The sequence below is a fragment of the Aquimarina besae genome (assembly GCF_042434905.1).
Taxonomy (GTDB): domain Bacteria; phylum Bacteroidota; class Bacteroidia; order Flavobacteriales; family Flavobacteriaceae; genus Aquimarina.
The window spans coordinates 2,158,755-2,172,179 of record NZ_CP170199.1 but is presented as its reverse complement, the minus strand read 5'-3'; the positions used below and the strand labels follow the sequence as shown (position 1 = coordinate 2,172,179).

Here is a 13,425-nt window from a genome sequence, read left to right as displayed (position 1 = left end):
TAATTGTTTAATAGTCATCTTTTTTATAAACTTGTGGATTTTCTCGAATCCCCTTTTTGAATATTTTTCTTACTCCCATTCGTATTGATGAATCCAGTTTTAGAATTTGGTTTTTAAAATATTGTCCTGGTCTTGCTCTAAAAGTAGTTACGTGAAAAGACTTATCCGAGTCGATTGGTTCTGCAGAAAAATAATAATTAGAAACGCAACAACGCACTTGATCAATTTCTACCTTACTCACAGAATGCCAAGAGTTTTTATGTGTTGCCATCACCACTAGTCTGTTGTACTTAGAATGTATTGTAATAGGATCCTTTTTTAGTCCTTTTGACCATAACTCAAGATTACCACCATGATCATTAGGCCAATCAGGAGAAACATAATATAATAAATTGAGTACTCGCCATAAGTTAACATCCTTATCGTGAGAGTTATCTAAATGAGGGTTTAAAAAATTTCCTTTTCCCATCATAGAAATCCCTCCTGCATACAGGTTTTCGTCAGGTTTTACATTTTTGTAATTACATATATCGCTTATCAGGCTCACAACTCTGCTGTCCTGAAAAGCATACACCACCTCCTCTAGTAAAGGATGATACTTATCCATTTGAGCAGCTACATATTTGTATTCTTTGATACTTTTCTTGACCTTTGCATCCTTAGTTGAAGGAAATTTATCAAAAATATCCTTGGCTATTTCTTCAGGAAGAAGGTTGTCTAAATAAAAATATCCTATGCCCGATCTTGAATGATCAAAGTGATTCTTTAAAACTTCTTCATTATCTTTGAGTTTTAAAAAAATAAGATCGGCTATTTTATCTCTGTTGAGGTGACCCATGTATCCAATTACAAATTTGACCTAAAAATAATTATAAACTTCTAGTAAAGCATCTTAAATGTTATCAATTTTGATCCCTGTTTATAATTATGATGTGACTCCTCTTGTACAAGAACTTTTTCATCAGCTGAAAACATTAGATTGTACCTATGAAATCATTATTCTTGATGATTGTTCGACAAGACCTGATTTGATCAACCTTCATGGAATGGAATTGATTCCCAACTGTTCATACATCATTCAATCCAACAATCTGGGTCGAACAGCTACCAGACTTAATTTAGCAAAGATGGCAAGATACAATTGGTTATTATTTCTAGATGCTGATGTAATGCCGAAACGAAAAGATTTTATAAGAAATCTCCTGAAAAACATCAATACTAATGTTGACATTATTTTTGGCGGTGTTGATTATCAATCCGATGAACCCAATGCTGACATAAAACTTAGATGGTTATATGGTAGAAAAAAAGAAATAAACAGTGTAGACAAAAGGAATAAAAACATCTATACTTCTATTATTTCTCAAAATTTTCTTATTCAAAGAAACATGTGTTTAGAAGTTTTAAAAGAAATTGATTTAAACAGATATGGATTAGATATTTATTTCTCTTATCTACTAGAACAAAAAGAAGCCAAGGTTTTACACATTGACAATCCTACGATACATTTAGGACTTGAAAAAAATTCTTCCTTTTTAACAAAATCAATGCTTTCCATAGAAACAACTTTGTTCCTGCAAAAAGAATCAAAGATTCCTAAAAACTATAGACCTATACAAAGAGCTTATAAGCTTCTCAAAAAAACCTATACTTCTGGTTTGTTTTTTTTGTTAATTTATAAATTTGAGAATCGTATTGTTACTAATATAAAATCAGACAAACCTAGCATATTCCTTTTTGATTTGTATCGATTATATTACTTTATAAAAATTCAAAAATAATTATATGCCATTCTTTTCCATCATTATTCCTCTATATAATAAAGAAAAGCATATCGCTAACACTATACAGTCAGCACTTGATCAAATTTTCACTGATTACGAATTAATTATTATAAATGATGGTTCGACCGACGGTAGTGAGAAAATTGTGAAAAGATTTCATGACAATAGGATACATTATTTTTACACAGAGAACAATGGTGTTTCTAATACTCGAAACTTGGGGATAGAAAAATCAAACGGAAAACTTATAGCTTTTCTGGATGCGGATGATTTTTGGTATCCCAATCATCTAGAAATATTATCTAGATTATTCAAAAAATTCCCAAACGCTGGATTGTACAGTACTTCTTATGAAAAAAGATTTAACCAGAAATCTGTTCTAATAGCCAGCTTTAAAAATATTACTGCCACTAGTAAGTCTTTTAAAATTCTTGATGATTTTTTCGAATCAAGCAGTATTGATTCTATTGCCTCTTCTTCTGTATCCGCTGTACCCAAAAATATACTTATATCATTAAACGGATTTGACCCAAAGATTACACACGGAGAAGATACTGATTTATGGATTCGTATTGCGCTAAAATATCAAGTTGCTTTCGCCACCTATATTACTGCTGTTCATAATCTAGATGCCAGTAATAGATCCAAACAAGTACATATTGCAGAAAAAAAATTCTTAAACTTTTCTAAGTTTAAGAAGGAGGAGCTAACGAATCTATCCTTAAAAAAATATCTTGACTCCAATAGACATTCAATTGCCTTGCAATACAGAGCGGCTGGAGATTTTGATACTGCCAAAAAGTATACTAACAATATCGATTATAAAAACCTTAATTGGAAACATCAATTTCTAATTAGACAACCAAGAGTTATCTTAATAATTTTAAAAAAAATTCAAATTACTATTACCGATTTTTTTGGAATTCATTTATCTAGTTTTAAATAAGACAAATTGATCAAAGTCTCTGATATAATCATCTTCTTGATAAATTTCTGAAGCCAAAACCAAGCAGATGGCTCCAGATGAAAAATTCTCTAATTCTCTCCAAATTCCCGGTTTTATTAAAAGACCTTTGTCCGGTTTATTTAAAGTTACTTTACATTGTTCTATTCCATCGTGTAAAATCACATCAAAACTACCGCTTAACGGAATCAAAAACTGTGATAACTTTACGTGAGCATGTCCTCCGCGTGTAGCATCACTGGGGACATCATATAAATAATACACCCGTTTCGTTGTAAATGGAATGACATCATTCTCAATTACCGCAATATTACCTCGTAAATCTTTTATTTTCGGAATTTCTATGATCTCAATTTCCATATATCTTTAAATTTTATCTCTAGCCTTTAGCTCTTTATACTTTTGGATCCCTTTGATACCATGTAAAAATTTATTTGGTATTTCATTTAGCCGTATATATTTTTTACGAACTAAAAAGAATATATATTTTACCAACCACAAATATGCAATTTCTTTATAATACCTGTATTTTAGAGCACTCCTTGAAAAAATAATATCATCGCTTCCTTGTAGCTTACCAGAAGTTTCTTGAGGGTGAGAAACAATGACAATCGGCACATGAAAAATTTTAACCCCCTTATCATACGCACCTCTCAAAAATACATACTCTTCTCCAGTATTGAAAACGGTATTCAATCCAAAGTATTCATTATATAAAATATTAGCTTCAATTATCTTTGTTCTTTTGAATGTAATAACTAATGTATAAATAGATCGTAATGTTTTTTTAGTATGTAATCCTATTTTTGGATATATCGTAAAAGGCTTTAATTGGTCATCTACAGCTTCAAAGGAAAGGAAATCCATATCTGGATATTTTTGATGGTTCTCTACAATAATATTTTTGAAGTTAGGAACATATTTTGTATCATCATCTGCCATTAAACATACATTCCCAATAGCATTTTTTATTGCAAGATTTCGGCTTTTAGTAGTGCCGCGTTCATAAGAGTTTATAATTCTTATATTCGGCAAAGGAGAAACCAAAATCTTATCTTGATTTGTTTGGTTGATAACAAGTATATTATATTTTCTATAGTCACCCTTTTCAGCAAACATATCCTCGAGAAATATTAAGGTAGTCCTGAACATGGTAGAAATTAATATTTCAAATTCAACGGATCCCACCTGATTATCTTTTGATAGATTCATATGCAAATAAATAGCAATAATAAGTTTTAATTTTTGTTAAAACCACATTTTTTCTCTTATCTTGTTTTTAAAACTATTCCTTAAAAAAAATGCATCATTCTACGTTAGTTTCCGTAATCTGTCTTTGTTACAATCATGAAAGATACATTCAAGAATGCTTAGATTCTATTATTAATCAAACCCATCCTAACGTAGAGCTTATTATTGTTGATGATTTTAGCTTAGATAATTCGAGAAAAATAATCAACGAATGGATTAAGAATTATGATGATATAATCTTCATAGAAAATACGCAAAATTTAGGCAATACCCGTTCTTTTAATCACGCTCTAAAAAGAGCTAATGGTTCCTATATCGTCGATTTAGCAACAGATGATGTTTTATTACCTAATTTCATAGAGAAACATCTAAGCAATTTTAATATTAAAAACAATCTAAATCCAGGTATTTCTTTTTGTAATGTAGAATTAATTGATGAAGAAAATAATCATATCGGATACCATTTTGAGGTAAATGAAAAGAGAGAAGCCATAGAAAAACCGGAGGAAGGAGATGTATTTGCTCGATTACTAGATTCTTATTTTATAAATCCAGTTGGGATGATGATCAAAAAGGTAGTTTTAGATGAATTATGTGGTTATGATGAGTCTTTAGCATACGAAGATTTCGATTTCTGGATTAGATCTTCCAGATACTATGATTATATTTATCTGGATTCGGTTGTTGTAAAAAAAAGAATTTTAAAAAACTCACTGAGCACATTGTTTTTGTCTGGTGATAAAAGACAGAGACGTATGGACAATGCTACTTATATCGTTTGCAAAAAAGCTTTTATACTCATCGAGAATGTTATAGAACGAGAAGCACTTTTAAACAGAATAATTCACGAAATGAAGATTGTTACCAAAAATTTACATTTACAACTATCCCTAAAATATGTTGGTTTATATATCAAGACTAAATTTTTAAAATTTACTCCGGTTTCAATATAAACAATCGATAATTCCCTAAAGACAATTCCAACTCATCATACTTTTTAGATATGTCATTCAAAACACTGTCGTCCTGCGTTAAAAAATAACTATGGCTTTTTTGAATATCTGAATCCAAACTAATATTAGCATATCTAGCAAAGTATCCGTGTAATGGCCATTGATTATACATATTAGGAGAAATGCTTATAGTAGAATTTTCTGGCACAACTTTTATAATTTTCTGCACATCCCTGATTATGTTAACGTCGCTATTAATCGCTCCAAAATTTTTATTTATTTGCAGTATAGCAAGAAATAAGGCACAAACATTTACAATTAGAATAAGATTGAAAAGATTCTTTTTAGTATTTATAAATTCCATCATTTTTAAAAGTAAAGGCTCCATAAGCGAAGCCAATCCAATTGAAAAGATTGGATACACAGTGATAATATAGATGTAACTTTGTTTAAGACTAATCATAACGGGAAATACTCCAAAAAACGATACTATTAAAAAGGGTAGAGATTTTTGGACTTGTTTTCTGGAAAAATGAATTTTTGAAACAAACAATCTTATAAAAATAAGTAACGAAAGAAAAACAATTAATGGTTCACGTATTGCGACCATAAATGATTTTATAATATAGAAACGACTATCTACGGTAACTTCATTGTTCAAACTATTTATGATCTGAATTTCTACATATTTGGTCAAACTATCAGCAGCTTCACCAGATATTAGGTATAATAACAATATTGGTAAAACTGTGCAACTTACCAAAACTGTAGTATCGCTTACTATATCCCTCAAGTTGAATTCTTTTTTGAAAACTCCGATCCAAAATGGTAAAAACCAACAATAAAGACAGGTCAATCCCTTACTTAAAACCCCTGCGGACAGGGCTAAACCTGATAATACTATAAAAAAGTATCGATGTTTTTTCTGGCTTTTGAGATAAAAAATTATTGACAAACAGACAAATAACATCATTGTATTTTCTAAAATATTGTTAGATACAGCCCATCTAACTGCGTATATTGAAAACCAAAATAAAACAGGAACCCAAGCAGTGCTTTTATCATTTCCTATTTCTTTCCAAATTACTATTATGCATAAAAGAACTAACATATGAATACCTAGCCCATAAAAACGTTCTATAAAAATACTATCTCCGAAAATATTAAAAAAAACACTCTGTAATCCTAGTGCCAAAGGAGGGTGCCCGTGAAATTGAGGAGCAATTGTTTCTGTAAAATGAGGATACCAAAATGAACCTATATTATTTGAAAGATTTTTAGAAATAGAGGCATAAATGGATCCATCCATAAACATGCCCTCAGAGAATAAATTATCTGCAATAATGATAAGAAGTAACAATATAATTAGGATATGAAAAACTATATATTTTCTATTACTCATATGAGATGAAATTTTGTAAATAATAAGACTCACCATAATTCAAAAAAGATATCCTTATAACAGAATCTTGAGAGAAAATAACTTTACAGAATCGTGATGCATTATCTAATCTACTACTTACCACCGAAACAGATAGCAAAAACAAATCGCCACTAATTACAACTTACTTCTTATAAAATCAAAGAAATTAATTCTTTTATTTAACAAATAACCAGAATAAAAAATGGAAATAGCAAAAATTAACAAAGCAACCCAGTGTGAGTACAATAAAGAATTATCTAATTTAAGAAAGCAGCCTAGTCCCCCTAGAATAAAAGAAATGATGACCGTTTTGGCAGAAGACATCATAGTAAACTTATATTGTTTATGTATATAAAAATATACGACAACTCCATATATTGTATAATTTAATACTAAAGCTGCACCAATACCTAACAACCCATAAAGCTCATAAAATACAATCGTAACAACAACATTTAAGAAATCTCCTAAAACTTCTGAAAAAAAATAATATTTCCTATCTCCTTTTGCCAGTAACACAAAGCCCAAAGGCCATATAATTGCTCTAATCAGTACTGATAGCAAGCCGATTTTAAGTATTTCTACAACCTGCAAAAGGTCTTTAGTATATAAAATCTGAATGAACCATTCATCAAGCCAATAAAAAAGAAGAATTGCAGGTGTAACAATCAAAACAGCCATTTCTATTTGATTATTAACAAATTCTTTCAATGCACTGTGATCTCCCTGAATAGCCGTTAATCGAGGATAAAAATCAATAGACATTGTAGAGAAAATGATACCTAAATAAGAAATCAGAATAATAATGCCCGCTTCGTAATATCCTAAAACGGCTGAGTCTTCCGTAGTGTTCAGATAAACTTTAATTAAATAAGAGCAAAACTTTCCTAATATTACATTTAGAGATAATAATAAACCTAATGACAATAAAGGTTTCATTTTTATCCATAAAACCTTTTTATCCATTTTGAATGATCCAGCAGTAAAAGTTCTAGTATAATACCAACAGATCATCCACTTAATAAGGCTACCAGTTACAATTACAGGAACAATTCCTTGTATTCCTAGCAAAAAGTATAGTACTACGGTGATCAAAGCAATACAACCACTAGATATCAGATTGACTACAATAATTTTACGCAATAATCTAAATCCTTGTAAAATTGATTCTCTGTAGGTTGTCATATTAACTATGATATAATAACCTGAGAGCCCTACAAACCAATAAAAATTATCTGAAGACCCAAAGGTCCATTTACTAAGAATAGTGCTAAAAATAATGCTCAATATTGCTCCAAAAAGACCAGTATAAAACGCAATTTTTCTAATAATGTACAAGGTTTCAATCTGGCCATTATTATCATTAGAATCTATAGAAGAAATTTCACGAACAGCAACCAGATTTAATCCAAAACTTGAAACCGACTTAATTATTTCCAATGTATTTTTAACCAATCCTAGAACTCCTAATCCAGATGCTCCCAAAAAAATAGCCGTAAATTTCACGGTAAAGACATTAATTAGCATATTAAAAATATGAGTAGAACCAAAAAGCGTTAAGGTTTTTAGAATAGTTTTATGAGAGGTATCTATCTTTTCTTTGAATGAATTCATATTAATCAATTTTACACCCAAAAGAAGTATAGTGTTCCTTAAAACTACGACTCCAGTTTTGCCATCTTGTAAATGAAACATCAGAATGAGACAAAATGCTTTTTATTTGTGATGGTTGAATATCTTTTGTTACATCGCTAGAAATATCAAGCATACCATTATACCATGCCTCATTTAGAATTTTATTAAAGATAAACATATCAAAAACATCAGCATTAGTAGATTGCTCATACTTATTATTAGTGGCTGATGAAACAAAACCTGTTTTTAGCATTTCTGAAGGAGTATTAGCAAACGTAACTTTTTTATGTTCTTTTTTTGTAAACTTCAGCGCATTATAAATTTGCAATCTTTCGTCCACTACATTTTGATGATTATTCCAAAGAGAAAGAAAGTAATCTTTTTTAAAAATGGCTCCTGCAACTGCATAAATAGTATAGTAAGGAAGATGATTTTCAAATTTGCCTATATCTAAAAGTTTCATGATTTTTCTGTAATATGAATTATTGAAACCATAAAATAATAGATTATAAACCCAAGGGATTTTAGAAAACAACTTAGGTTCATAAAAACAAATTCCGTGCTTCTGCTCTATATAATTATTAGAAACTAAATCAGGGTTCCCCAACCAAAATAACTTCAAGAATAAAGTAGACTCTGATCTAAGTACGGTACTTAAATCAGAAATATCCATAGGTGTTACAAACCAATTATCATCCTCAAGTAATAAGAAATATTCTGATGTTTTTTTCACTTCTTCTTCCCAAAAATCAATAGGTATATTCCATTTTGAAGGTTTTACAGCTCCTTCGCAATAGGCTGATTTTTCCTGATAATTAGAAGAAAATACGATAGTAATTTCAGGATGTTTATGTTTTAAATAATCAAGATATTTTTTAGGAGTGCCATCATCCAGTACTTTTATATCAATTGTAGTACTTTTTAGATATCTTTTAATACTCTGAATGCATTTATCCAGATAATAAGGGCGATTAAAAGATTTTATCAAGATCTCCATTTGTTAATCTTTTGGATTACATATTGTATCTCCTCTACAGTTAAACCAGGAAACATTGGTAAAGAAACTACCTCTTCAGTTATTTTTTCGGTAATTTTAAAACGATCTTTTTGATTCACTAAAGGTGCTTTCTGTTGATGAGGAGCAACAGGATAATGAATTAAACATCCAATATGATTGTCCTCCAGATATTTACAAAATTTCTCACGCTGCTGAACTCTTACTACAAAAAGATGAAAAACATGATTATAAGAACCATCCCAAAAAGGAGTCTTCACTAGATCATTATGAATACCATAAATGTATGTGTTTGCTATTTGTCTTCTTAGTGCATTAGTGTTATCCAAATCTGTCAATTTCTCACTTAAAAAAGCAGCTTGTAGTTCATCGAGCCGCGTATTATAACCTACAAGTTCATGTTCGTATTTGTTGACTTTTCCATAATTTCTCAATTTTTGAATGATCATAGCCAGAATGCTATTATTTGTAGTAATAGCCCCACCATCACCAAGACAGCCTAGATTCTTGGTAGGATAAAAGCTGAATATCGTTGCATCTGCTAAATTCCCTGCTTTTTCCCCTACTTGGTTTACTGCTCCGTGTGCTTGAGCAGCATCATCAATTAGAATTAAATTATTTTGACTAGTTATTTGTCTGATTTTTTCCATATCTGCTAACTGCCCATACAAATGGGTCACAACTATTGCTTTAGTATCTGTTGTTAGTGCTTCAGAAATTCTATCTGGGCAGATGGTATATGTTTTTTCATCCGGTTCCACCAATACGGGCTCCAGTCCTGCATGCTTAATAGATAAGATAGTTGCTATAAAAGTGTTAGCTGCCACTATTATTTTATCACCTTCTTTTAGTTTACCCAATTCTACATATCCCTTAAGCAATATTGTAAGTGCATCTAATCCGTTTCCTGTTCCTATACAATACTTAGTACCACAGTATTGTGCAAAAGCATTTTCAAAAGAATCTACCTTTTGCCCTAATATATACTGTCCTGAATCCAGAACAGAATCAAAGGCCTCTTGTAACTGTTTCTTATAAGGAGCATTCATACGATTAAGATCTAGAAATGGTACTTTCATAAATCACTTATTTTTAGCTTTAACCTATAAAAATCCTGTGTGTAAATTTCACAACCCAATTCCTCTTTTTGTTTTAGCAAACCAAAGTTACTTTGAGTTACCGTACCCATATCAAAAAATTTATACCCTTCTTCTTTATATCTTTTAATTAAAGTAATAAAAAGAAAATCCAATGCTCTATAAACCTGACCATCATTTGTAACCGCTCCATATTGAGATTTTACTACCTCTTTGGTTTTAAAAATGGTAATGCCTGCCAACACTTCATTATCCAAACTGATCACAAATTGCTTTATATTCTGCGGAAATTTCTTTTTGAGCAAATGAATCTCCTTAAGAGAATGTACAGGTTTTGTATGATGCTTTTCTTCTAACCTTGGAGTCAATACCTGATTCCAAAAATCAGAAAAATCATCAATCTCCTCAATTACAAAACCTATATTTTTCCTTTTTTCATAATGCTTTAGTTTATTTTTATGGATATTCATAGGCAAACGGTAATCTATCGCCAGATTAAGATCCCGACGATATAATTCTGCACCTAGTTCTGAAAAGAAAAAAGCAAGCTCATTTGAAGGCTTTTGATGGTAAAAACCCGGTATTGATTTGATAATTAAGCTATTAACTTCCCGAGAACGAAGAAAATCGGTCATATCTATAAGAATATTCTTTACCTTTTCTCCTCCAATACTTTTATCCAATATCAACCCACCATAGGTCAGTCCTTGATGAGAATGTAATGCTTTGTTTTTAATATTTGCAGGAAAAACACCAACTAATTTGGTACCATCAAAAATCAATAGTGAAAAATCTTCGAATCTATCCGAATGATATTCCATAAAATCTCTATGAAAAAGGAATGTCCCATTCTTAGAACCATCTATAAAACTATTCCACAAAGAATAGTCTTCTAATTGATATTTCTTAATTGTATACGCTGGCAAAATACTAATTTAAGAAAGTGAAAATAGCCAATTTGTTTGAGTATCCGGAATATTAGCCTTATTTTTAAAGATAGGCAAAAGAGTTATGCTACTTTTTTTACAAAAAGATAATAACAATTTATACCAGCAATTGCCGTGTTAGTAATAATTATTGGCCACGACCAATTGAGTAAAACCCCATAAATTACAAAAGCCACGCACCCCACAATGTTTATAAGACGAAGTTTTTTAATGTCGCTCATTAAAAAGGATACGAGTACCATGAATGATGCGAAATATCCAACTAATTCTGTTATGAAATTTTGATCTAAAAACATAAATAACTGTATTTTATCGATAAAAAAATACATTTTACCGATATTTTAAAGATTTTTACAAGTCCTTAATAGGTTTAAGAAATTACATTTACCAAAGGAAAAAACTGATAGAATAATCAATTTTCCTTCAAAAAACGAATTGATCCCAAAACCATAATTACCCCAAAATTTTGACAAAAAATCCCGAGTTTCCTCGGGATTTTTTCTTTATATATTTTAGAAACCAGATTAAACGATCTTATTTCTTTTACGTTCTACTTCTGTTAAGAATACTTTTCTTAATCGTAAATGATTAGGAGTTACCTCTACATACTCATCTTTCTGAATATATTCTAAAGCTTCTTCTAAAGAAAATTTTATTGCAGGAACGATCTTTGCTTTATCATCTGCACCAGATGAACGAACATTACTCAACTTCTTTGTCTTCGTGATGTTCACAACCATATCATCTCCACGAGAATTCTCTCCTATCACCTGTCCTTCATAAATATCCTCTCCCGGATCTACAAAAAACTTACCTCTATCTTGTAATTTATCTATTGAGTATGGTATTGCAGAACCTTTCTCCATAGACACTAATGAACCATTAATACGACCAGGAATATCTCCTTTAAGTGGTTGATATTCTTTAAAACGGTGTGCCATAATCGCCTCACCAGCGGTAGCAGTCAGTAATTGGTTACGTAATCCAATAATACCTCTAGATGGAACTAAAAATTCACAGACCATACGATCGCCTTTAGCTTCCATACTTAGCATCTCTCCTTTACGCATAGTTACCATTTCTACAGCCTTACCCGATACATTTTCTGGTAAATCAATGGTTAATTCTTCAATCGGCTCACACTTAACACCATCAATTTCTTTAATGATTACCTGTGGTTGTCCGATCTGTAATTCATATCCTTCACGACGCATTGTTTCGATCAGAACAGATAAGTGAAGTACACCTCTACCAAACACTAAGAATTTATCAGCACTATCTGTCTCATTAACTCTAAGTGCTAAGTTTTTCTCTAATTCTTTCTCTAATCTTTCCTTAATGTGCCTTGAAGTAACAAACTTTCCATCTTTACCAAAAAACGGAGAATCGTTAATAGTAAATAACATACTCATTGTAGGCTCATCAATTGCAATTGTCTTTAATCCTTCTGGATTTTCGATATCAGCAACAGTATCTCCAATTTCGAACCCTTCTAAACCTACTAAAGCACAAATATCTCCAGCTTCTACTTTATCAACCTTCATTCTTCCTAAACCTTCGAAAGTATGAAGCTCTTTAATCTTGGATTTCTTGATGGTTCCATCACGTTTCACTAATGAAACCTGCATTCCTTCAGTCAATGTTCCTCTTTGTAAACGACCAATTGCGATACGCCCGGTAAACGAAGAGAAATCTAAAGATGTAATTAGCATCTGTAAAGTTCCTTCTTCAACTTTAGGAGAAGGAATATGTTCCATCACCATATCTAATAATGGTTCTATACTATCTGTTTCTTTCTGCCAATCATCACTCATCCAGTTGTTCTTAGCAGAACCATATACTGTAGGGAAATCTAACTGCCACTCTTCTGCTCCTAATTCGAACATTAGATCAAATACCTTTTCATGCACTTCTTCTGGTGTACAGTTTTCTTTATCAACCTTATTTATTACTACACAAGGTTTTAAACCAAGATCAATTGCCTTTTGCAAAACAAAACGTGTTTGCGGCATGGGTCCTTCAAAAGCATCAACCAATAATAATACACCATCGGCCATATTCAATACACGCTCTACTTCTCCTCCGAAATCGGCGTGACCCGGTGTATCGATAATATTAATTTTTGTTCCTTTATACGTTACAGAAACATTCTTTGAAGTAATAGTGATTCCTCTTTCGCGTTCCAGATCATTGTTGTCCAAAATCAAGTCCCCTGTATTTTCGTTTTCACGAAACAATTGACAGTGATACATTATTTTGTCAACCAAGGTAGTTTTACCGTGATCTACGTGTGCAATAATAGCAATGTTTTTTATAGCAGTCATATACGCCTGAATTTAAGGCTGCAAATGTACGT

General features: G+C 31.2%; 12 protein-coding genes. 3 read left to right on the top strand and 9 right to left on the bottom strand.

What is annotated here, in order from left to right; all coding sequences use genetic code 11:
- Positions 1 to 7 precede the first annotated feature (7 nt).
- A complete protein-coding gene (locus ACE94K_RS09455; protein WP_378183334.1) occupies positions 8 to 838 on the bottom strand; it encodes a 2OG-Fe(II) oxygenase in 831 nt (276 codons plus the stop codon).
- A gap of 58 nt (positions 839 to 896) precedes the next feature.
- Between ACE94K_RS09455 and ACE94K_RS09450 the strand changes: the two genes are divergently transcribed.
- Positions 897 to 1,781, top strand: a complete 885-nt coding sequence (locus ACE94K_RS09450; protein ID WP_378183332.1) for a glycosyltransferase family 2 protein — start codon at positions 897 to 899, stop codon at positions 1,779 to 1,781.
- Positions 1,782 to 1,785: 4 nt separating this feature from the next.
- Complete coding sequence (locus tag ACE94K_RS09445; RefSeq protein ID WP_378183329.1) at positions 1,786 to 2,730, top strand: glycosyltransferase family 2 protein; 945 nt, start codon at positions 1,786 to 1,788, stop codon at positions 2,728 to 2,730.
- Here ACE94K_RS09445 and ACE94K_RS09440 read toward each other — a convergent pair.
- Positions 2,713 to 3,108, bottom strand: coding sequence for an FdtA/QdtA family cupin domain-containing protein (locus ACE94K_RS09440; RefSeq protein ID WP_378183325.1), 396 nt, complete (start codon positions 3,106 to 3,108; stop codon positions 2,713 to 2,715). The two genes, ACE94K_RS09445 and ACE94K_RS09440, sit on opposite strands and share 18 nt — an antisense overlap.
- A gap of 6 nt (positions 3,109 to 3,114) precedes the next feature.
- The gene (locus ACE94K_RS09435; RefSeq protein WP_378183322.1) at positions 3,115 to 3,867 is read right to left on the bottom strand and encodes a glycosyltransferase family 2 protein; all 753 of its coding nucleotides are present in this window, start codon (positions 3,865 to 3,867) and stop codon (positions 3,115 to 3,117) included.
- Positions 3,868 to 4,049: 182 nt separating this feature from the next.
- Between ACE94K_RS09435 and ACE94K_RS09430 the strand changes: the two genes are divergently transcribed.
- Positions 4,050 to 4,952, top strand: a complete 903-nt coding sequence (locus tag ACE94K_RS09430) for a glycosyltransferase (protein WP_378183319.1) — start codon at positions 4,050 to 4,052, stop codon at positions 4,950 to 4,952.
- Here the strand turns inward: ACE94K_RS09430 and ACE94K_RS09425 are convergent.
- From ACE94K_RS09425 to typA, 6 genes are all read right to left on the bottom strand, one after another.
- Positions 4,933 to 6,354, bottom strand: a complete 1,422-nt coding sequence (locus ACE94K_RS09425; protein ID WP_378183316.1) for an ArnT family glycosyltransferase — start codon at positions 6,352 to 6,354, stop codon at positions 4,933 to 4,935. The genes ACE94K_RS09430 and ACE94K_RS09425 overlap by 20 nt on opposite strands.
- A gap of 156 nt (positions 6,355 to 6,510) precedes the next feature.
- The gene (locus ACE94K_RS09420) at positions 6,511 to 7,989 is read right to left on the bottom strand and encodes an oligosaccharide flippase family protein (protein WP_378183313.1); all 1,479 of its coding nucleotides are present in this window, start codon (positions 7,987 to 7,989) and stop codon (positions 6,511 to 6,513) included.
- Between the two features lies 1 nt (position 7,990).
- Positions 7,991 to 9,007 carry a hypothetical protein gene (locus ACE94K_RS09415; RefSeq protein WP_378183310.1) on the bottom strand — a complete coding sequence of 339 codons (1,017 nt, stop codon included), beginning with the start codon at positions 9,005 to 9,007 and terminating at the stop codon, positions 7,991 to 7,993.
- Complete coding sequence (locus ACE94K_RS09410; protein ID WP_378183307.1) at positions 8,995 to 10,104, bottom strand: DegT/DnrJ/EryC1/StrS family aminotransferase; 1,110 nt, start codon at positions 10,102 to 10,104, stop codon at positions 8,995 to 8,997. The genes ACE94K_RS09415 and ACE94K_RS09410 overlap by 13 nt, the downstream gene beginning before the upstream one ends.
- Positions 10,101 to 11,048: a GNAT family N-acetyltransferase gene (locus ACE94K_RS09405; protein WP_378183304.1), complete on the bottom strand. Its 948-nt coding sequence runs from the start codon at positions 11,046 to 11,048 to the stop codon at positions 10,101 to 10,103. Before ACE94K_RS09405 ends, ACE94K_RS09410 begins: the two co-directional genes overlap by 4 nt.
- A gap of 545 nt (positions 11,049 to 11,593) precedes the next feature.
- Positions 11,594 to 13,393: a translational GTPase TypA gene (typA, locus tag ACE94K_RS09400; protein ID WP_378183302.1), complete on the bottom strand. Its 1,800-nt coding sequence runs from the start codon at positions 13,391 to 13,393 to the stop codon at positions 11,594 to 11,596.
- Positions 13,394 to 13,425: the final 32 nt, after the last annotated feature.

Coding starts and splice junctions, on each gene's coding strand:
- ACE94K_RS09455 (WP_378183334.1), bottom strand. CDS start 838: ATGGGTCACCTCAACAGAGATAAAATAGCCGATCTTATTTTTTTAAAA.
- ACE94K_RS09450 (WP_378183332.1), top strand. CDS start 897: ATGTTATCAATTTTGATCCCTGTTTATAATTATGATGTGACTCCTCTT.
- ACE94K_RS09445 (WP_378183329.1), top strand. CDS start 1,786: ATGCCATTCTTTTCCATCATTATTCCTCTATATAATAAAGAAAAGCAT.
- ACE94K_RS09440 (WP_378183325.1), bottom strand. CDS start 3,108: ATGGAAATTGAGATCATAGAAATTCCGAAAATAAAAGATTTACGAGGT.
- ACE94K_RS09435 (WP_378183322.1), bottom strand. CDS start 3,867: ATGTTTGCTGAAAAGGGTGACTATAGAAAATATAATATACTTGTTATC.
- ACE94K_RS09430 (WP_378183319.1), top strand. CDS start 4,050: ATGCATCATTCTACGTTAGTTTCCGTAATCTGTCTTTGTTACAATCAT.
- ACE94K_RS09425 (WP_378183316.1), bottom strand. CDS start 6,354: ATGAGTAATAGAAAATATATAGTTTTTCATATCCTAATTATATTGTTA.
- ACE94K_RS09420 (WP_378183313.1), bottom strand. CDS start 7,989: ATGAATTCATTCAAAGAAAAGATAGATACCTCTCATAAAACTATTCTA.
- ACE94K_RS09415 (WP_378183310.1), bottom strand. CDS start 9,007: ATGGAGATCTTGATAAAATCTTTTAATCGCCCTTATTATCTGGATAAA.
- ACE94K_RS09410 (WP_378183307.1), bottom strand. CDS start 10,104: ATGAAAGTACCATTTCTAGATCTTAATCGTATGAATGCTCCTTATAAG.
- typA (WP_378183302.1), bottom strand. CDS start 13,393: ATGACTGCTATAAAAAACATTGCTATTATTGCACACGTAGATCACGGT.